Here is a 19,448-nt window from a genome sequence, read left to right on the forward strand (position 1 = left end):
TTGCCCGTCATTGACCTCGGGGATTTCCTCGCCAAAACCTGAGGGGAACCAAACCTGCTCCCTCACCCTTGCAAGCCAGCCTTTCCTCCGCGCCTCGCACTGAACGTGCCGTCTATCGCACGATCCCTGTCCGCGAACTCTCTGCCGATCAGCTTCTCGATCTGTCGAAGAAGATGAAACTCTCCCTGTCCAAAGCGGACATGGCGGTGGTGCAGCAGATCTTCAATGAAGAAGGTCGCGACCCCACAGACGTGGAGCTGGAAGTCATCGCCCAGACCTGGAGCGAGCACTGCAAGCACCGTATCTTCAATGCCAAGATCTCCCACACCCTGAATGGCCAGGAGGAGACGGTGGACAGCCTTTTCAAGACTTACATCCGCAGCGTCACGGAGAAGATCATGGAGCAGAAGCCCGACTTCGTGCTCAGCGCCTTCGTGGATAACGCGGGCTTTGTGAAGCTGGACGATGACAAGGCGGTCTGTCTGAAGGTGGAAACTCACAACCACCCGAGCGCCATCGAACCCTACGCGGGTGCGAACACCGGTCTCGGCGGCGTGATCCGCGACATCCTCGGTGCTGGTAAAGGTGCCAAGCCAGTGGCCTCCCTCGATGTCTTCTGCTTCGGTCCCCCGGACACGAAACAGGAAGACCTGAAAGCCAAGGACGTGATCCATCCCCTGGGGGTGATGCGCGGCGTGGTGCGCGGCGTGCGTGACTACGGCAACCGCATGGGCATCCCGACCGTCAACGGTGCGATCCAGTTCGACGATACGTTCATTTACAATCCCCTGGTGTTCTGCGGCACGGCTGGGGTGATCCCGATCAAAGACATCGCCAAGGAAGTGAAGCCGGGGCACCTGCTCATCGCAGCCGGTGGTCGCACGGGTAAGGACGGCCTGAAAGGGGCCACCTTCTCCTCCGCTGAGCTGACCACGGATTCCCATGAGGAAGACCAGACGGCGGTGCAGATCGGTAACCCGATTGAGGAGAAAAAGGTCGCTGACTTCGTCCTCGCCGCTCGTGAGGCGGGTTTGATCGAGTTCGTCACGGATTGCGGTGCCGGGGGGTTCTCCAGTGCAGCTGGCGAAATGCTCAGCGAAGTGGGCGGTGAAGTGTGGCTGGAAAATTGCCCGCTGAAGGAGCCTGGCCTGGAAAGCTGGCAGGTCTTCATTTCCGAGTCCCAAGAGCGCATGGTCCTGGCCATCGAAGAGCACAATCTGGCTGCTCTCCAGCAGATCGCCGATACCTGGCAGACCGAGATTTTCGTCCTGGCGAAGGCCGATGGTAACAAGCGCCTGAAGGTGTGGCACCACGGAGAAGCCGTGTGTGACCTGCCCGTGGAAAAACTCCATGGCGCACCCCGCCGTGAGATGAAGGCCCACTGGCGTCAGCCGGAATCGGTGAACCCGAAGGTGACCGTGCGTCCGGAATCCTGGACCCAGGTGCTGAAGACCGTGTTGGGCGATTTCTCCATCGTTTCCCGTGAGCCGATCATCCGTGAATACGACCACGAAGTGCAGGGCAATACCGTGCTGAAACCGCTGGCAGGTGCCGCAGGTGACGCACCGCAGGATGGTTCTGTGATCAAGGTGGATGGCAGCCAGCAACTCGTGGCCCTTTCCTGTGCTCTGCTCCCTGAATGGGGCAAGACCGATCCTCACGCCATGGGCCGTGCCTGCGTGGACGAGTGCGTTCGTCAGCTCGTCGCCATGGGGGCTAACCCTGAGCGCATCGCCATCCTGGACAACTTCTGTATGGGCAATCCCGACTCTGAGAAAGAGCTGGGTGCTCTGGTGGAGTGCACCAAGGGCATGGCTGAATCTGCCCTGGCCTACGGCGCTCCGTTCGTCTCCGGCAAGGACAGCTTCTACAACTACTTCATCACCGATGAAGGCCCGGTGTCCATCCCCGTCACCCTTCTGGTGAGCGGTTTCGGGGTCGTGGAGGATGCCTCCCATGTCATCGGTTCCTCTCTGCGTCGTGCCGGGAGCAAGCTGGCCATCTTCGGTAGCAAAACCACCCCCGGTCTGCGCGGCAGTGTCTTTGCCAAATACACCCAGGGTGCTGGCCTCAACGGTGCCCCGACCTGGAGCGAATCCGAGACCTGGGCCAACTACGGCAAGTATTACGAGCTGGTCAAAAAAGGTGCCATCTTGGCTACCCATGACCTCTCCGAAGGTGGTCTCGCCGTCGCCCTGGCGGAGTTCGCCTTCAGCGGCAAAGGCGGCATCAAGGTGGAACTGGAGAACTTCCCCGCCACCAAAGACTGCACCATGGCGGAAATCCTTTTCGGTGAAACTCCCGGACGCTTCCTTATCGAGGTCGCCCCAGAGCATGTCGAGGCGGTGAAAGCTGCCGGTGGCGTGATCATCGGTGAAAGCACTGGCGAACGCTGGCTGCACGTGACCAACCGTGGCACCACACTCATCGACGCTTCCGTCGCCGACCTGAAGCCGATCTGGCAGGGCGGTCTGGTGCAGTATTATTGAGTTCAGAAGCCCATCGACATAAGATGGGAAAAATAAAACACACTTACCGTTAGGTAAGTGTGTTTTGTTGTGCTGGTGATCACTCTGCGATCCGCATCTCGTTATGAGACCGCAGGAGAATCCATCTTGTTACCAATATCGGCTGGGCACTCGAGCTCGGCTGCTGTAAAACACCACGCCTGGGGCACGGTAGTAATAGGGCATGCCCGGAGGGCCATAGTAGTAGCCTCGGCCCGCGTAACCTGTGCCGAAGGTGATGATGAACCTGGAGCGCGGATACGAATGGTAACGGTTCCAGTGACGGTGATGGTGATGATCATGGCCACGGATCACGCGGCTGTGATTGTGACGAGAATGCTTGTGCTTATGGCGGTCAGCATAAGAGTTCGTGGTGAAAGCAAAGAGACACAAAGCGGCGAGTGCAGCGGTTCCCCATGCACGCATTGATGAAAGGTATGAAGTTTTCATAGCACCGAGTTAGACTTGACCTTTCTTCAAGCCATTCAGCATTTGATGCATTTCATGCACATCTCCTGGCTCCATGTATTTTGCACTGGAAGAATCCTCACAATTCATGATTTCCTGATGCAGACTCGGATCGTAGGGAGCAACATCAGCCATGAACAATTCAGCGACATCGTCTGTAGCATCATCGTCTTTTGATTTTATCGTCATTGGAGGTGGCAGTGGCGGTTATGCCGCAGCACGCACGGCGCATTCGTTAGGATTGACGGTGGCAGTCGTGGATGGTGCGGAGGAGCTGGGGGGGCTTTGTATCTTGCGCGGGTGTATGCCGAGCAAGACCCTCATTGAATCTGCGGATCGGAATCTGAGTATTCGACGTGCCTCCGAGTTCGGCCTGAAAGCCACGGCGGAAGGTGTGGATGTTCGTGCCATTCGAGATCGCAAGCGTGTGCTGATCGATGACTTTGCCGGTTATCGGCAACAGCAACTGATGGATGGGCGTTTCACACTGCATCGGGGGTATGCGGAGTTTGTCGATGCACATACCTTGAAGGTCTCCCCTCGCGATGGCTCTGCCGCTTTTGAGGTTCAGGGGAAAACCTTCTGTATCGCGACGGGTTCAGTGCCCAATATTCCTCCGATTCCAGGATTGCAGGAAACAGGATTTTGGACCAGCGACGAGGTCCTGGATGCGGAGTCGTTGCCTGAAAGTTTTGCGGTTTTAGGCGGGGGAGCCATCGCTCTGGAAATGGCCCACTATCTCGAGGGTATAGGACGTAAGGTGACCTTGATCCAGCGTGGTAAACAATTCCTAACCGGTTTTGATACCGAGTGTAGCCAAGTGGTCGAGCAAGCCTATCAGCATCGTGGGATCGTTTGCCATCTCGGCACCCACATTCATCGTGTGACCACGAAGGATGGGGGCAAGCACATCGAATATCGACATGGTGAAGAAGAGGTCAGTGTTACGGTGGATGAAATCTTGGTGGCGCTGGGGCGGAAACCTGCCTCTGGCGGATTGAATCTGGAGGCGGCACAGGTCAGCCTGCACAAAGAAAAAGTCGTGGTGAAGCCGACCATGCAGACGACTCAGCCGCACATCTTTGCCGCCGGGGATATTTGTAGTCCCTTGGACGTGGTGCATGTGGCTATCCAACAAGGAGAGATTGCGGCACGTAACGCGCATCGCCTGATACAAGGGCAGCTCGTCAATGAAGAGGCGGATTATCGACTGCTGCTGTTTGGTGTCTTTTCGCATCCCCAGGTGGCCTCGGTAGGGGCCTCCGAAGCCGATTTAGAAAAGGCAGGCACGCCTTATGTGTCAGCCAGCTACCCTTTCAATGATCATGGCAAATCCATGTGCATGGGGGAAACTGATGGCTTTGTCAAAATGCTCGCCCATGCTCACACGGGTGAAATTTTAGCTGGCATCTGTGTCGGTCCTCACGCCACGGAGTTGATCCACGAGGTGGTGGTGGCCATGCATTACCGTTCTCGGGTTCAGGATTTCCTGACCATACCGCATTACCATCCGACTCTCAGTGAGATATGGACCTATCCCGCCGAGGGATGTGCGGATCAACTCACTGAAGAATGTGAATGAGGTTTTCGTTAGCGTGAGTCACTCCTCCGAGGTTTTGACCGACTCGGGTTTGGCGATGATTTTCTGAGCACGGCTGCCGAGCGAATACCTGCCGTGACCACCTGTTGACGCGAAACAAAACGTGCTTCACGAATAGAGGCATCCATCATGGAAGTGGACATGGAGACCCTAGGAACATCTTCACGTCGGCCAGCGTTTCAGGCGAAAAAAAGGTCCCTGATCCGATGGACAAAGACGCTGTCCCAGCCAAGGGAAGGGTGTCCGTGAGCGAAGAAGACCTCCAATCCACCCCCATTCATGATGCCCGCGAAGCCCTGAAGCGATACTTCGGCTTTCGCGAGTTTCTGGACGGTCAGGAACTGGTGATGGCGAACATCCTGAGCGGGCGAGATACGATGGTCATCATGCCCACGGGTGGGGGGAAGTCTCTGTGTTATCAGCTCCCAGCTATGGTTATGGAGGGCGTCACCATCGTGGTGAGTCCGCTCATCGCCCTGATGAAGGATCAGGTGGACGCCCTGGAGCGGCGTGGCATTCCTGCCACCCTCATCAACAGCACCCTCTCCCTGAGTGAGCAGCAGGAGCGCATCGCCGCCCTGAAACGGCGGGAATACCGGCTCGTCTATGTCGCCCCGGAGCGCTTCCGCAGCCGCATGTTTCTCAATACCATGCAGCAGGTGGACATCGCCCTCTTTGCTGTGGATGAGGCGCACTGCCTTTCTCAATGGGGGCATGATTTCCGCCCAGATTACTTTCGGTTAGGTGAGGCGCTGGAGGCTCTGGGTCGCCCCCAGGTGGTGGCCCTTACCGCCACTGCCACACCGGAGGTGCGAGATGACATCCGCCGGGTGTTGGACCTGCGAGATCCCTTCATCACCATCCGTGGCTTTGAGCGACCCAATCTCAGCCTGCACATCACGCACACGAAGAAGGCCGATGAGAAGTATGCACGACTGAAAAAGATCGTTCACGATTACAAAACCGGCATCGTTTACTGCTCCACCCGCAAGCGCGTGGAGGAGGTGGGAGATGCGCTGCGGGAATTTGGCATCCGCGCCATCGAGTATCATGGCGGCCTGGATGATAAAGAGCGTGAGGAGCGGCAGAATAAATTTATCTCACGCAAGCACGACATCGCCGTGGCAACGAACGCCTTTGGCATGGGCATTGACCGGCCCGACGTGCGCTTCGTCGCTCACTTCGACATTCCGGGCAGTGTCGAGGCCTATTACCAGGAGGCTGGCCGTGCCGGACGTGATGGAGAGCCGTCTCACTGCGAGCTATTTTTCAACTTTGCAGACACCAAGACGCAGGACTTTTTCATCGATGGTAACAACCCCGGCATCGAAACGCTGCAAAGCGTCTATCAAGCCCTGCTAAACGGGTCTAACCAACAGCATGAAGTGGAGCTGAGCATTGATGACATCACGGACAAAGCCGGAGTCAAAAACAGCATGGCCGTGGGCTCCGCGCTCAGTCATCTCGCACGGGCCGGTTACATCGAGCGATTCGACATCCCGGGCAAGCGCATCCGCGGCACACGCCTGCTCCAGCCGGAGGTGCTGACGCGCAATCTGCGCTTCGATGTCCAGGCTCTGCGTGAGAAAGAGCAGCGGGATCGCTCCAAGCTGAAGGCAATGATCGACCTCTGCTACAACGAGCACGCTTGCCGTCAGCAGCAGATCCTGGCTTACTTCGGCGAGATGGAGAGCCAACCCTGCGGCACCTGTGATGTGTGCCGCCGCAGCGGCGTGGTGGTCCCCCGTGAGGGCACGGCCAGTGAGATCACTCTGCTCCGCCAGGCCCTGAGTGGCATCGCCCGTATGTCCCAGCGTCATGCCGATGGTACCTGGGAAGGCCGTTATGGCAAAGGCCGCATCATCCAGATGCTGGTGGGCAGTAAATCCAAAGAGATCGTGGATGCCGGGCTGGATCAGCTCAGCACCTACGGTTTGCTCAAAGAACTGGGCACGAACGCGCTGCATCCCTTGTTTGCCGAAATGGAGCGGCAAAAGCTCATCGAAACCAGCACGGGGGAATACCCCATGGTCACCCTCACCGCGAAGGGGGCTGAGGTGATGAAGACAGGCCAGAATGTGCGGATGATGTGGCCGAGCACGGCGACCAAGGCCAATGACCCGCTGAAGCCGGGCCGCAAGCTCAGCGAGGCGGAAATCTCCACGCGAGAGCTCGGCTTCGACGACGCCTTGTTTGAAAAACTCAAACGCCACCGCAATGCACTCGCCCAGGCGGAAGGGGTGCCCGCCTATCTTGTCTTCAGCAATCAAACGCTGGAGTTCCTCACCCGCCTCAAGCCCACCTCTCTCGAAGCGGGGATGAAAATTCGTGGGGTGGGGGAAAAGAAAGCGCAGACCTACCTGCCCGAGTTCATCCAGGTGATCAAGAAACACGGTGCCTAACGTGTGGTATTGATACTGTGGAGAGTCGTGCAGGGTTGGAGATTTGGCGCGTGGATTTACGTTCGAACTGCGCCGTGGATAGGGCTGTCCCTGCATCCCGAGATGATGGAGTGGTTGGATTCATCCACATCCCGTCGGAGACAGCCTACGGATCTGACCGGATCACTTTTTCGTGATAACCGACTGCGGGTCTGAAGGCTGTCTTGAGTTGGTTGGCCTTGTTTGCTCAGAGCTCACGCACGTGTCACACGCTTAAACTCACGAGTCAGATTGGTCAGCGAGTCCTCCACGCCCATGCGCTCCAGGCTGCTGGCGCCGACGAAGCCATCGGCGGTGGTCTTCCCGAGGATGTATTCCACATCCTTCGGTGTGTTGATGGGGCCGCCGTGAGTGAGGGTGAAAACATTCGGGTTCACACTCTTAGCCGCATCAATGATCTCCTGGGTGCGCTTCACCGTGAAGTCCCAATCCACCACCGCATTCACCACGCCGATGCTCCCGCCCACCGTGGTGCCCACGTGAGCGATGATGGCGTCCGCACCGTTCTTGGCCATCTCCATGGCTTCCTCCGGGGTGGCCACATAGACGATGCTGAAAAGATCCATACGTGTGGCCAGGCCGACCATCTCAAACTCCTTCTTCACGCTCATGCCCGTCTCCTCCAGCACGCCACGGAAGTGACCGTCCACGATCGTGTGGGTGGGGAAATTGTTCACACCTGAGAAACCCATCTCCTTCACCCGGCCCAGCCAGTGCCACATGCGGCGGCGCGGATCCGTAGCATGCACGCCACAGATGACCGGGATCTCTTTGACCACCGGAAGCACCTCGTATTCGCCGATCTCCATCGCGACGGCGTTCGCATCGCCGTAGGCCATGAGGCCGCAGGTGCTGCCGTGCCCCATCATGCGGTAGCGACCGCTGTTGTAGATGATGATGAGGTCAGCCCCGCCCTTTTCGATGAACTTGGCGCTGATGCCCGTGCCTGCGCCTGCGGCGATGATGGGCTCACCTTTGGCCAGCGTCGCTTTCAGGCGATCCACGACTTCCTGTTTCGTGTAGGGATTTCCGATTCCGGTCCAAGGGTTGGGCATAGTGGTAGAGGTTTGCGGTTGTTTGCGAAAGGTGGCTGTGGGTTGTCGTCGTTTGATAACAACGGCAAACGAGCGAAGCATTCGCCACGGTAAACAACCGCAAACCTTCCTTCTGTGCACGCAGCATCTTCCATCCTCGAACTATCCGAAACGCACACCCACGGTGAACACACGGACTTCCGTGTCGTCCGCGTCAGTGAGACGGATCGCCGCTCCTGGATGCGTGGTGCGCCGGTGTGCCCCACCCTGCGCACGCACCGCATCTGCCATGCGGGTATCATGACCGCTCGTGCGCCCTACCGCATCGTGCGCATGCACCAGAGCGGACTTTATTTCCTGGCCTGTCTGGGGGGAGAGGGGCGCGTGCTGGTGGATGGCCGCTGGCAGAAATGCAGCGCAGGCATGGCCGTGGCTCTGCCGCCCTACATGGTGAACGCCTTCGAGGCCGTGAAGGGCAGGGACTGGCGTTGCTGCTGGGTGCGCTATGAGCAGCAGCCGGAGCAGAAGCCCATCCTCAACAGCAGCTCACCGCTCATGGCCGCCTTTCATGGTCAACCGCTCTGGAACGCCATCGAGGGCGTGATCGAGGAGGCCTCCCACGAAGCCCGCCCAGCGGCCATGTTTCACTGGGTGGAACTCATTCAAAGTTATGTCGAGCGCTTCGCTCAACCCTGGCAGCAGGATGATCGTCTCTGGCGCGTGTGGGAAATGGTGGCTGCCGATGTCGGCAAGGACTGGACGCTGGATGAACTGGCCTATCAAGCCCATGTCAGCGCCGAGCACCTGCGTCGTCTGTGTCGAAAAGCCCTGGGGCGCACCCCGATGCATCACGTCACCTGGCTGCGCATGCGCAAGGCCTGTGAGCTGCTCTCCACCACCAATCTCAAGGTGGAAACCGTGGCCAACACCGTGGGCTACCAAAATCCCTTCGTCTTCAGCAACACCTTCAAAAAATGGATCGGTTGGCGCCCCAGCGAGCACCGCTCGAAGATGGTCGTTTAGGTGGCTGAATCTGATTTATTCCCGCGTGATGGTCTCATCGAGATTCAGTAACACACGGGCGAGTTCATCGGGCTTCAGGCGGGCCAGCACGGCTTTCTCTTCGTTGGTGGGCTGGCGTGCGGTGCAGCGCTGGAAGGCGACATCGAAGCCATCGCGTTGCACGATCTTTTCCAGAGCTTGGGCAAACTCGACAAAAGCCTGATCATTCAACAGCGTCAGCGCCTGCAGTGGCGTATTGCTGCGCAGGCGGCGGGTGCAGGTGCTGAAGCCATCGGGCGCATCGAAGACACTCAAGCCAGGGGGCGGGGTGGCGCGGAAGACGAAGGTGTAAAGCCCACGCCGATAGCGGTCGGCTCCCTTGCTGAGCGGCCAGGTGCGCTTCACCTGCCCGAGGCTGAGCACGCCATCAGGGATGGGTGGATAGACGGGGGCACCGCCCAGCTTCGCATTGAGCAAACCGCTGGCGGTGAGGCAGACATCGCGGACGATCTCGGCATCCAGGCGCAAGCGATTCTGCCGCCAGAGCAGAAGGTTATTCGGATCGATGGTAGCGCCTGCGGACTGGGCGGTGAAGCTGGAGTTTTGGCGATAGGTCCGGCTGGTGACGATGAGGTGATGCAGGTATTTGAGGCTCCAGCCATGCTCCATGAGCTCGACCGCCAGCCAGTCCAGCAGCTCAGGATGCGAAGGCAGGCTGCCCATGGTGCCAAAGTCGTTTTCGGTCTCCACCAAACCGCGTCCGAAATATTGCTGCCACACACGATTGACGATCACACGCGCGGTGAGGGGATTGTCACGCCGCACCAACCAGCGAGCCAGATCCAGTCGATTGGGTTGAGCACTGGTGGGTTTGAGATCGAGATCATGCAGCACAGCGGGGACGGCTGGATTCATCTCGGCACCGGGCCGGGTGAAGTCACCCTTGATGTAGAGCGTGGTCTTGCGTGGTTCGGGTAGTTCCTTCATCACCATGGTGGTCACGCCTTTGGTTAGGAGTGCGGTGATTTCCATGTAGCGCTCATTGTAGGAGCGGAAGGTCTGGTCAGCAGCGCCCGGACCGCTGGCGTAGAGCAGGCGTTGCTGAGTGGCGCTGCGTTGTTCACGCGGTTTCTTGAGAGCCGCTCGGCGATCTTTTGGCAGTTGTGCCTTGGCTTCGGCAGAGAGTTCCTTTTCCCAAGCAATGGCGTCGGCTTCGTGAGCCTTGAGATAGGCGGTGATTTTGTTTTGAAGCGCTTTTTGTTCGGTATCCAGGGCGGCTTTATCCAGATTCGGGTCCGGAACGGAGAGTGTCGGTTCGTCCTGGTTGTTCAGGAAGGCATAGAACTGGTAGTATTCCTCATGGCTGATGGCATCGAATTTGTGATCGTGACACTGCGCACAGCCGATAGTGAGGCCGAGCCAGACGGTGCCGGTGGTGGCCACACGGTCAAAGATGGACTCGATGCGGAACTGCTCTTTATCAATGCCGCCTTCTTGATTGATCTGGGTGTTGCGATGAAAACCAGTGGCGATGAGCTGGCTCTGGGTCGGCTTAGGTAGGAGATCGCCGGCGAGCTGCTCGATGCTGAATTGATCAAACGGCATGTCGGCATTCAGTGTCTGCACCACCCAATCTCGATACGGCCAGATGCTGCGCGGCGCGTCAATGCTGTAGCCATTGCTATCCGCATAGCGAGCTTGGTCCAGCCACCAGCGGCCCCAGCGCTCGCCGTAATGCGGGCTGTCGAGGAGTTTGTCCACGGTGGCCTGGTAGGATGTCTCGGTTTTTGCCCCTTGGCTAAACGCTTGCACGTCCTCCACCGTGGGCGGCAAGCCGGTGAGATCCAGGAACAGACGGCGCAGTTGGGTCTCGGGTGCAGCTGGGGAGGAGAGAGCCAGGCCTTCACGCTGGAGCCGATCTTCAATGAATCGGTCAATGGGATGCGTGGCACCGCTTTTCACGGTTGGCATCGTAGGTCGCTCGGGAGCGATGTAGGCCCAGTGGCGGTCATCGCTGGGTTGCTCATCGGCAGGAGCGTGTGCACCTTCTGCGATCCAGCGCTGGATCAGGGTGACCTGGGCGGAGTCCAGTGGCCCACGTTTATACGGCATCTGCGGCACTTCCGCGTGCGTGCCCTGCACCACCTGTAGCAGCAGGCTGGCCTCGGCCTGACCCGGCTGGATGGCGGCTCCACGGCCACCACCTTGCATCGCTGCCGCAGCGGTATCCAGGCGCAGTTTGGCCTTTTGCGTGGTGGCTCCGTGGCACTTCACGCAGTGGACCTGCAGCAGCGGCTTGATCTCCTGACTGTAATCCACAGCCGCGAAGGCAGAGCCGGCGAGAGATACAAGAGCAAGCAGAGGCAAACGCATGAGGATGAATGGGGCGGAACAGATGGGAGGAGGACCATCCAATCAAGCCCAGTAATTCGTTCCAGATCAGTCTCGGCTTTCAAAAGGGTGGTTTGCGACAAAGGGAGGCTCCTATTTCGTGGATCATCAGTCCCTGTCGAACGATCTTGCAAGCCGAGCAACCGGAGCGCGAGTATGCTGAGCGAAGCGAACGCTACTCGCCACTAGTCGATGCGGTGAGTGCATCGGAGGCCAAGGCCACTGCGGTATCGAGTAGAAGGGATGATGGATTGGACTCCGATGTCCTGGGAAAGTTAGGCGAGTAGTCTCCGACATACTCGCGCTCCAGTTGCTCGGTCTGCGCAACGCCACAAAAAAAGCCGCACCCTGGTTGGAGGATGCGGCTCAGAGACTGAAAGCGACGGGTTGGGGCGCCACTTTCAAAAAGGATTATTCAGCCTTCTTCTTTTTCTTGGGAGCGGCAGTGAATTCTTCTTTGCTCAGCTTGCCGTCTTTGTCCTTGTCCTTACCGCCAAAGGCTTTCTCAGCCTTTTCAGCGTCTTTCTTGGCCTGTGGGGAGGCCATGAATTCTTCTTTGGAGACGGAGCCGTCGCTGTTGGCGTCCAGTTTGGCGAAAGCCTTTTCTGGGTCCATCTTAGGCTTCTTCTTGGCACCTTCTTCAGCAGCGGTGACGGTAAGGCTGGTGAGGGCCAGCACGGATAGGATCGTAGCGATCGCTTTCATGATAATTGTCGTTGGTTCGGTTTGATTTGGCGAAGGGGGTGGAAAGCCACAGACCCATCTGCGCCATTAAACGCGGAGCCTATCCGACAGTTTCACCTATTTTTTTAGAAAGCGCTCGGGACGAGGTTAACCCTGAGCTTATAGGATACTTGGGGGCTGAAAACCTCTCAACAAAGAAAAGTCCCTGCGACCTCACCCGGGTAAGGGGGGCGCAGGGACTGTCATAGACGTCTCCGTTTTACAGCAGCCTTGCGCCAGCTTCAGCCAGCGGGCTACGCTCACCTTTGGCTAGAGGGACGTGGGCGGCGAAAGGCTGACCGCGCATACGCTGGCGGGTGTAAACGAGGCCGTTGGAGCGGCTGTCCACATACGGATTATCAATCTGGGCGGGATCACCGACGAGCACCAGTTTCGAACCACGGGACATGCGGGTGACCACGGTCTTGGCCTCCAGCGGGGTGAGCTGCTGGGCTTCATCCAGGATGAAGAAGCGGTCGGGGATGCTGCGGCCACGGATGTAGCACAGGGCCTCGATCTCGATCACGCCCTGCTGGATCAGCGGATCATACGGGGCGGTAGCTTCCGTCTGGGCCGGTGGTTTTTCCGGCAAGAAGCGGTTCTTCTTCCGCTGCGGTCCCTGCTGGTTATCCACGGGGCGCATCAACAAATCCAGAGCGTCATACACAGGCTGCAGCCAGGGGCGCATTTTCTCCTGGAGCGAGCCGGGTAGGAAGCCGACGGTCTGACCCATGGCGACGATGGGGCGGCTGACGGTGAGGCCGTTGTAGGTGCGGCCAAAGACCTGGGAAAGCCCAGCGGCGACCGCGAGCAGAGTCTTACCCGTGCCGGCCTGACCGTAGCAGGTGACGAGGCTGATCTCGGGGTCTAACAAAGCATCCAACAAGCAAGCCTGGCCCAGGTTCATGGGCTTCACGCTGCGGCCCTGACCCACCTTGATGGACTCCGGGGTGTGGAGCAGGCGCACCAGTTCACCCTGAGCATTCATGCGGGCGGGCATGGAGGATTTCTCGCCTGCCGTGAGCAGGACGTAGTCATTCACCACGAGATCCCCAATGCGGGCGGCGGAGAGGGTGAGCTTACCACTGCTGGCAAAGCGCTGTAGCTCATGCGAGCTGACATCCACACGAGTGATCTCGAAGTTGGAGACCTCACGAGGCTCCACTTTATCATGCAGGTAATCTTCGCACTCGATGCCCACAGCGCGGGCCTTGAGCTGCATGTTGAGGTCCTTGCTCACCAGGATGACTGGCGGGCTGATCTGCTCCCGCAGCCAGAGTGCACAGGCCAGGATGCGATGATCCACCTTGTCGATGTTCGGAAAGATGCGCTCAAACTCTTTGACGCTGGCGATCTGTTTGGCCGTTTCCGGATCATAGATCACCACACGGAGGTTACCGCCGCCGGGGGTCTTTACACCATCGGTCACGGAGGCATCCGGTGCCGCGAAGGTTTTCATCAGTGCACGATGCACTTCACGGGCATTGGCACCGCGCTCCGTCATCTCGTTTTTAAAGCGGTCCAGCTCACTCAGCACATCCACGGGGATGCAGACGGAGTGCTCGGCAAATTTGTGAATGCTGGCTGGGTCGTGGAGAAGGACGTTGGTATCAAGGATGAAAGTCTTGGTTCCGACAGGGGTGCGGGAGTGGCGATGGCTTGAGGCAGACTTTCGCCTTTTTAAACTGGGAGATCGGTGGACGTGCTGACTATGACTGGAGCCAAGATCAAGGGTTTCAATGAAGGTTGGGGCTACATTGGCGGGATGGTCGTCGCGGTCCATGTGGGTTGGGTTAGGGTTAAGGCGTGGACTTTCCTTTGGGGGGAGAGCGTTTTTTTCTGGCGCAAATGGGATGCCAGAATTGCAAGTCCACAGTGTGATTTTAGAGTTTGAATCACGGGCTTATCGTGAGGGTGACAGATACACCAGCAGCGAACAAGCCATTTATTCACATTCCTTTGTTTTTTGTGAAGAACTTTGTGGTGACGGTGATGTCACGAGGCGTCCGCGGTAGTCTAAAAATCTCACAAGCCCCCTCAATGTGGGGCCGAGAATCCGTCAAAGAAACCATCGGCGCTCCAAGCACAGGCGAAAACTCTCAGGCTCTCGACCCGATCTCGGTGACTTACCTCAGCCCAGCCTCGGCCAGACGCTCTTGGAGGTCGGAGGCCAGGAGGGCATCGAGGATCTGATCCACGCGGCCTTCCATGAACATGTCCAGGTTATACACCGTCATCTCGATGCGGTGATCGGTGACACGGTTCTGCGGGTAGTTGTAGGTGCGGATCTTCTCCTCACGGCCACCGCTGCCGATGAGGCTGCGGCGGTGCGCGGAGTATTTGGCCGCTTCTTCCTGCTGCTTTCTCTCCAGCAGGCGGGAGCGCAGGATGGTGAGGGCTTTTTCTTTATTCTTGATTTGGCTGCGGCCATCCTGACAGCGCACGATGGTGCCGGTGGGGATGTGCAGCACCTGCACGGCGGAGTCGGTGGTGTTCACGCCCTGGCCGCCTGCGCCGGAGGAGCGGCAGACCTCGATGCGGACCTCATCGGCTTTCAGTTCAAAGTCCACCTCCTCAGCCTCGGGCAGCACGGCCACGGTGGCAGCGGAGGTGTGGATGCGGCCCTGGGCCTCGGTAGCCGGCACACGCTGCACACGGTGAACGCCGCTCTCATACTTCAGCACGCGGAAGACATCCTCCCCGGCGATTTTCATGACGATTTCCTTAAACCCGCCCACGTCGGAAGGGCTGGACTCCAGCGTCTCCACCTTCCAGCCACGAGCTTCGGCAAAGCGGCTATACATGCGCACGAGGTCGGCGGCGAAGAGGGAGGCCTCATCCCCGCCGGTGCCGGCGCGGACTTCCACCAGGGCATCACGGCCTTCCAGGGGGTCGGGCGGTAGGATGGAGAACTGCACCTGCTGCTCCAGCTCCTCGATGCGTTTTTGCAGAACTGGGATCTCGGCCTCGGCCATGGCAGCCAGCTCTTCATCGCCAGACTTCACCATGTCCTGGCTCTCCGTCAGCTCGGTGAGTTGTTTTTGATACTCGTCCCAGCTCGCCAGTAGGTTCCCCAGCAGGCGATGTTCCCGAGTCAGTTCACCGGACTTTTTAGCATCGTCAAAGAAGCCGGGCTGGCCCATCAGATCCTCCAGGAGCTGAAAGCGAGCGCGTTTGGTGGCGATGATGGGAGCGTAATCCATGAGCTGAAGCGGGGGCAGGAAAAAGAAAAAAGCGGCCTTTGAGGCGAGAGCGATGGAAGCACCTGCACGGGAGGTGATGGGGAGCGTGGGAGAAATCCACGCCTGCCTCAGAATCGGGCAAACCCGATGTCGGCACCATGCAGCTTGGCTTCCGCCTGAGAATGGCCGGAGGCGAGCCGGCCAACAAAAAACGGTGCTGAGCGTGCGGGCTCAGACACCGTTTTCGGAAAAAGGAAGCTGTGAGGGCTATGCGGAGACGTCGCTGAGCTTCGGAGCCGCGCGGCGAGTGCGGGCCATGCCGTAGCGTTGGGCGAACTTGTCCACACGACCGGCGGTATCCACGAAGCGCTGCTCACCGGTGAAGTAAGGGTGGCAACCGGCGCAGATACCGATTTTCAGGTTCTGCACAGTGGAGATGGTAGGATACGTTGCACCGCAGGTGCAAGTGATGGTGGTTTCGAAAACCGTTGGGTGACCTTGTTCTTTCATGGGGATGGGTTAATGAACCACGTGGAACCGACGAGGGACAGGGATCGCTTTCGCCGGAGCGTGGGGGCTAAGAGTTTGCCACAGCCTCGCAGAGGGTCAACCGGGTTTTTTAGGGTCGCGAGGCGGGCGAGCGAGCCGCTCTCCGAGTCGAGCCCTGTCTTGAGGCGGAATGAGGAGAGCTTCGAGGCCCCAAGAGTCGGGCTGAAGCCGGGGCTCCGAACTCAAGACACCGACCAAGGTCCCGCCTACCCACACTCCCCGGACTGGAGACGCTCCAGCTCGGTAAGGAGGATGTCATAGCGGCGCTCCAGAACGGTCTCTACCAGCAGGCTGCGCTGGGCGGCAGGGCGACGCACGAAGTGGTAGGAAAGGATGTCACAGACCAGCTCGGGGCACTCGATCTTGATCAGGGCGGCACGCAGGTTCTTCATGGCCTCACCGGCACAGTGGGCGGCATCGGGCAAGAGGTCCAGAGAGCGCTGTTTCAGATCGTTCACATAGTCCGGCTCGGTCTCGATGACGGTGGGTAGGGGCTCGATCTCGGCTAGGCGGAACGGTTTCTCCTGCTGCCAGCCGGTGAACTGGATGCGGCGCATACCCTGGAGCATGACATGAGAGGTGCCGTCCTCCTGTTTCTTGCAGGCGCGGATGAGCCCGGCGGTGCTGACGGTAATCAGCTCTCCACGGCTATCCGTGCTGCGCTCCGGCGTGCCGATGCAAAACATACGGTCTGTGCGCAGCGCATGGGCGAGCATGAGGCGGTAGCGTTCCTCAAAAATGAACAGTGGCAGTAGGCAACCGGGAAACAGATAGCAATCCCCCAGCACCATCACCGGCATGGTATCCGGTAGACGAAAAGCGGGGTGATTGTGGCAGGTTTCTTCCATAGGGTGGCGAGATGAGCAATGCGGCAGGTGTGAGAGTTACGCATCAAAGAACTCCTTGGAGCAAACTGTCTTGTGCAGAATTCCCACAAATCTGTGCTTCAAGGATGACGAGAAGCGGTTTTACTGCCGTGGAGAGAGGCGGAGAAGAGCAGGGGGAAGGAGGGTTGTCTCTGCGGGATGAATAGCTTTACTACCGACAAAACAAAAACGCCACGCTCGAGGTGAGCGTGGCGGATGAGGGTTGGGTCGATGAGAAGGCTTGTCTTTGGGGTAGGCTTGGTTTCCCCAGCTTTAGCGACGGAAGTCTTCACCGCGGATCTCTTCGAGCTGGCGGAGCTTTTCCTTCATGGCGTCGGGGATGGCGCGGCGTTCCTCCTCATTGTTCAGGTTCCAACTCTTTTCCTCACCGTCTTTAGGTTTGGCGGTGAAGACGGTGCGGTCCCCCTCACGGCGCAGGCTGTAGATGCCGGAGTCATCACTGCGGGTCACGTTCGTGGCTTCCCGGCGCTCCCGGTGCTCCATGTGGCGCTCACCCTCACCGCGCGGGCCGGGGCTGGCGTCACGCTTGGCCTCACCGCTATCACGGGGGCGGTCGCCGTCCCGACCACGTGCCTCGTTGCGGCTGCGTTCATCACCCCCGCGTTCACGGTCCTGATCACGGTCCCGGGGCTCCCCTCGGCGGCTGGGGCCGCTCCAGGTGGGCGGGGAAGGGGGCTGATCACCCGGGTGGCCATTGCGATTCCAGTCCCGCAGGCGCTCCTGATACTCCCGCATGTGGTTCTGGTAGCGCTCCATGGCCTCGCGCATCTCTTTCATATCGAAGCCATCCCGATCTCCGAAGAATCCGAGGCGGGGGAGGTCATCGCCCCGGCGGCCTTCTTCAGGTCGGCTGGGGATCAAGCGTTCGTCGATGGTGACGCTGACCTGGCTTTCTTTACCGCCAGAGATGAGGGTGAAGGGCACCACGTCGCCCTTCTTCTTGCTGCGCACCAGTGTCTGGAGCTGCTCCATATTGACGAGCTTTTGATCTTCAAAGCGCAGCAGCACATCGTCAGCCTTGATACCGGCGGTCTTGGCAGGGGTATCGTGCATGACTTCCTGGACCAGTAGGCCAAAGCCCTCTGGAAGGTTAAAGTGCGCACGCAGTTCCCGCGGCACTGGGCTGGTCAGCACGCCGATGAAGGGGGTCATGACCTCATCCTCGCGGGGGCCTCGCGTGGTGCGGCTGGGGCCGGATCTCGGCGTTCGCTCCGTCTTTTCAGGTTTTTTCTCCTCGCTGGGTGGTGGCAGCGCATCGGCGGCTTTGGGGGCGTTTTCAGCGCTGGGTTCCAGCGGGATTTTATTATCTTGGGCGGTCAGCGGGCTGTTCATCAGCGCCAGCAGGCCCGCCATCGCAGTCAGGGCATAGATCGGTTTCATGGTCGTCAGTTGGGTTAAGGTGGGGGGAAGTTTTGGGGTTGCGGGTGCAGGGAGGCTGGAGGCTGCGGTGAGCGCCCCGTTCCTCGTTTCGATGTCGGCTTTGAGCGTTTCTTGCGGTCGCTTTTGAGTCGGCCTTTACTGGAAGGATACCGGCAGCACGACACTGTCCTCACGCGGGCGCTCCAGCGTGATCTGGGCCCCGTCGCGGGGATCGATCCAGGCGTGGCGCTCCACGGACATGAGGCGCAGGTGCTGCTCCGGCAGGCGAGAGGTGGCGTTGTAGTGGATGCCCTCATTTTGAGCGCCCACCACCTCACGGATCGTGGCCACGGGCATCACGGTGGGTGGGGCGGAAACGGCGGTCGCAGGTGTCTGTGTGGCCGCTAGGGTGGTGTTGCGTGTGGACGGACTTTCGGTTAGGCCTGGGGCCCAGATGCTCATGACCACAGCGGCGGCGCTGGCACCCAGACCGGCCCACAGCATTGGCATCTGCCAGCGGACGGAGCGGCGGGTGGTGTCTTCGTGCAGCCATTGACGATCCAGCTCCAGTTCATGCTCCACCTGCCGCACCAAGGCGGCGGAGGGCGCGCGTGGAGTCAAACCCGCGAGCAGGGATTCGATTTCGTGTTCGTTCATGACAGGGCCTCCTGAGGTTTTGAAAAGGGGAAAACATTCGTCACTGCGGGCGGGGCAGGCTCCAGCACCAGTTCCTCCCGGCGCGGGGCCAGCCGTTTCTGCAAGGTCTGGAGGGCGTAACGGTAGCGGCCGGAGACGGTGTTGATGGACTCATCCAGGGTGGTGGCGATCTCGGCAAAGGTGAGGCCGCCCCAGAGCTTCAGCGTCACGACCTCCCGCTGATCTTCCGGCAGCGTCTTCAGCGCTTCCTGGACGATCTGGGCCGTCTCCCGCTGCTCCGGTGGGGGATCGAAAACAGGCGCATCCCCCATGGGCAGAGACACCTCCGAGGCGGCCTCCCGGCGGGCACGGCGGGTGTCACTGCGGCGTTGGTCGAGGGCGATCGTGCGCACCGCCGCATACAGCAGCGGGATGTGCTCTGGATTCCCCTCAGGAAACCGGCGCCACCAGCGGACGAAGGCCATTTGCACCACATCTTCCGCATCCGCCCGGCTCGGGCAGAGCTGGATGGCGTAGAGCAACAGCTTCGGCGCCACTTGGTCGAAGCAGTATTTCCAGGCTTGGGCAGCGGTGTGCATGCAGACGGTGGGTTCGGTTTCCATGGGCTTAACGGCACCCCATCCTTTTTTTGTGTGCGGAAGGACTTTT

General features: G+C 59.3%; 16 protein-coding genes. 4 read left to right on the top strand and 12 right to left on the bottom strand.

Annotation, left to right across the window (positions count from 1 at the left end):
• The first annotated feature begins 68 nt into the window (after positions 1-68).
• Positions 69-2,489: a phosphoribosylformylglycinamidine synthase subunit PurL gene (gene purL / locus B5D61_RS14640; protein ID WP_245846548.1), complete on the top strand. Its 2,421-nt coding sequence runs from the start codon at positions 69-71 to the stop codon at positions 2,487-2,489.
• A 129-nt stretch (positions 2,490-2,618) separates the two neighbouring features.
• On the opposite strand, the gene B5D61_RS14645 is transcribed toward purL, so the two are convergent.
• The gene (locus B5D61_RS14645; protein ID WP_217698984.1) at positions 2,619-2,957 is read right to left on the bottom strand and encodes a hypothetical protein; all 339 of its coding nucleotides are present in this window, start codon (positions 2,955-2,957) and stop codon (positions 2,619-2,621) included.
• 9 nt (positions 2,958-2,966) lie between these two features.
• On the bottom strand, positions 2,967-3,110 hold the full coding sequence (locus tag B5D61_RS26370) for a hypothetical protein (RefSeq protein ID WP_176159456.1): 144 nt from the start codon (positions 3,108-3,110) through the stop codon (positions 2,967-2,969).
• Between B5D61_RS26370 and B5D61_RS14650 the strand changes: the two genes are divergently transcribed.
• Complete coding sequence (locus B5D61_RS14650; protein ID WP_078814131.1) at positions 3,109-4,557, top strand: dihydrolipoyl dehydrogenase family protein; 1,449 nt, start codon at positions 3,109-3,111, stop codon at positions 4,555-4,557. The genes B5D61_RS26370 and B5D61_RS14650 overlap by 2 nt on opposite strands.
• Positions 4,558-4,781: 224 nt before the next feature.
• Complete coding sequence (locus B5D61_RS14655; RefSeq protein ID WP_078814132.1) at positions 4,782-6,977, top strand: RecQ family ATP-dependent DNA helicase; 2,196 nt, start codon at positions 4,782-4,784, stop codon at positions 6,975-6,977.
• A gap of 233 nt (positions 6,978-7,210) precedes the next feature.
• On the opposite strand, the gene B5D61_RS14660 is transcribed toward B5D61_RS14655, so the two are convergent.
• The gene (locus B5D61_RS14660) at positions 7,211-8,071 is read right to left on the bottom strand and encodes a phosphoenolpyruvate hydrolase family protein (protein WP_078814133.1); all 861 of its coding nucleotides are present in this window, start codon (positions 8,069-8,071) and stop codon (positions 7,211-7,213) included.
• Between the two features lie 114 nt (positions 8,072-8,185).
• Between B5D61_RS14660 and B5D61_RS14665 the strand changes: the two genes are divergently transcribed.
• Positions 8,186-9,073 carry an AraC family transcriptional regulator gene (locus B5D61_RS14665; protein ID WP_078814134.1) on the top strand — a complete coding sequence of 296 codons (888 nt, stop codon included), beginning with the start codon at positions 8,186-8,188 and terminating at the stop codon, positions 9,071-9,073.
• Positions 9,074-9,088: 15 nt separating this feature from the next.
• On the opposite strand, the gene B5D61_RS14670 is transcribed toward B5D61_RS14665, so the two are convergent.
• The 9 genes from B5D61_RS14670 to B5D61_RS14715 form a co-directional block, all read right to left on the bottom strand.
• A complete protein-coding gene (locus tag B5D61_RS14670; RefSeq protein ID WP_078814135.1) occupies positions 9,089-11,425 on the bottom strand; it encodes a PSD1 and planctomycete cytochrome C domain-containing protein in 2,337 nt (778 codons plus the stop codon).
• A gap of 429 nt (positions 11,426-11,854) precedes the next feature.
• On the bottom strand, positions 11,855-12,148 hold the full coding sequence (locus B5D61_RS14680; RefSeq protein ID WP_078814241.1) for an EF-hand domain-containing protein: 294 nt from the start codon (positions 12,146-12,148) through the stop codon (positions 11,855-11,857).
• Between the two features lie 238 nt (positions 12,149-12,386).
• Entirely contained in the window at positions 12,387-13,949 is a 1,563-nt protein-coding gene (locus B5D61_RS14685; RefSeq protein ID WP_078814137.1) for a PhoH family protein, read from the bottom strand.
• A 343-nt stretch (positions 13,950-14,292) separates the two neighbouring features.
• Complete coding sequence (prfA, locus tag B5D61_RS14690) at positions 14,293-15,369, bottom strand: peptide chain release factor 1 (protein ID WP_078814138.1); 1,077 nt, start codon at positions 15,367-15,369, stop codon at positions 14,293-14,295.
• 246 nt (positions 15,370-15,615) lie between these two features.
• A complete protein-coding gene (gene rpmE, locus B5D61_RS14695) occupies positions 15,616-15,858 on the bottom strand; it encodes a 50S ribosomal protein L31 (RefSeq protein WP_078814139.1) in 243 nt (80 codons plus the stop codon).
• A 245-nt stretch (positions 15,859-16,103) separates the two neighbouring features.
• Positions 16,104-16,745, bottom strand: a complete 642-nt coding sequence (locus tag B5D61_RS14700; RefSeq protein ID WP_078814140.1) for an LON peptidase substrate-binding domain-containing protein — start codon at positions 16,743-16,745, stop codon at positions 16,104-16,106.
• Between the two features lie 291 nt (positions 16,746-17,036).
• Positions 17,037-18,164, bottom strand: a complete 1,128-nt coding sequence (locus B5D61_RS14705; RefSeq protein ID WP_078814141.1) for a S1C family serine protease — start codon at positions 18,162-18,164, stop codon at positions 17,037-17,039.
• A gap of 135 nt (positions 18,165-18,299) precedes the next feature.
• Positions 18,300-18,800: a hypothetical protein gene (locus tag B5D61_RS14710; protein ID WP_078814142.1), complete on the bottom strand. Its 501-nt coding sequence runs from the start codon at positions 18,798-18,800 to the stop codon at positions 18,300-18,302.
• On the bottom strand, positions 18,797-19,402 hold the full coding sequence (locus tag B5D61_RS14715; RefSeq protein ID WP_078814143.1) for an RNA polymerase sigma factor: 606 nt from the start codon (positions 19,400-19,402) through the stop codon (positions 18,797-18,799). The genes B5D61_RS14710 and B5D61_RS14715 overlap by 4 nt, the downstream gene beginning before the upstream one ends.
• Between the last annotated feature and the right edge of the window lie 46 nt (positions 19,403-19,448).

Source organism: Prosthecobacter debontii (assembly GCF_900167535.1).
In the GTDB taxonomy this organism is placed as follows: Bacteria; Verrucomicrobiota; Verrucomicrobiia; order Verrucomicrobiales; family Verrucomicrobiaceae; genus Prosthecobacter; species Prosthecobacter debontii.

What these genes read in the sequence shown, in the direction of transcription:
- B5D61_RS14660 (WP_078814133.1), bottom strand. Translation starts at nt 8,071, where the DNA reads ATGCCCAACCCTTGGACCGGAATCGGAAATCCCTACACGAAACAGGAA.
- B5D61_RS14650 (WP_078814131.1), top strand. Translation starts at nt 3,109, where the DNA reads ATGAACAATTCAGCGACATCGTCTGTAGCATCATCGTCTTTTGATTTT.
- prfA (WP_078814138.1), bottom strand. Translation starts at nt 15,369, where the DNA reads ATGGATTACGCTCCCATCATCGCCACCAAACGCGCTCGCTTTCAGCTC.
- B5D61_RS14655 (WP_078814132.1), top strand. Translation starts at nt 4,782, where the DNA reads ATGGACAAAGACGCTGTCCCAGCCAAGGGAAGGGTGTCCGTGAGCGAA.
- B5D61_RS14705 (WP_078814141.1), bottom strand. Translation starts at nt 18,164, where the DNA reads ATGAAACCGATCTATGCCCTGACTGCGATGGCGGGCCTGCTGGCGCTG.
- B5D61_RS26370 (WP_176159456.1), bottom strand. Translation starts at nt 3,110, where the DNA reads ATGGCTGATGTTGCTCCCTACGATCCGAGTCTGCATCAGGAAATCATG.
- B5D61_RS14685 (WP_078814137.1), bottom strand. Translation starts at nt 13,949, where the DNA reads ATGGACCGCGACGACCATCCCGCCAATGTAGCCCCAACCTTCATTGAA.
- B5D61_RS14710 (WP_078814142.1), bottom strand. Translation starts at nt 18,800, where the DNA reads ATGAACGAACACGAAATCGAATCCCTGCTCGCGGGTTTGACTCCACGC.
- rpmE (WP_078814139.1), bottom strand. Translation starts at nt 15,858, where the DNA reads ATGAAAGAACAAGGTCACCCAACGGTTTTCGAAACCACCATCACTTGC.
- B5D61_RS14680 (WP_078814241.1), bottom strand. Translation starts at nt 12,148, where the DNA reads ATGAAAGCGATCGCTACGATCCTATCCGTGCTGGCCCTCACCAGCCTT.
- B5D61_RS14715 (WP_078814143.1), bottom strand. Translation starts at nt 19,402, where the DNA reads ATGGAAACCGAACCCACCGTCTGCATGCACACCGCTGCCCAAGCCTGG.
- B5D61_RS14670 (WP_078814135.1), bottom strand. Translation starts at nt 11,425, where the DNA reads ATGCGTTTGCCTCTGCTTGCTCTTGTATCTCTCGCCGGCTCTGCCTTC.
- B5D61_RS14700 (WP_078814140.1), bottom strand. Translation starts at nt 16,745, where the DNA reads ATGGAAGAAACCTGCCACAATCACCCCGCTTTTCGTCTACCGGATACC.
- B5D61_RS14645 (WP_217698984.1), bottom strand. Translation starts at nt 2,957, where the DNA reads ATGAAAACTTCATACCTTTCATCAATGCGTGCATGGGGAACCGCTGCA.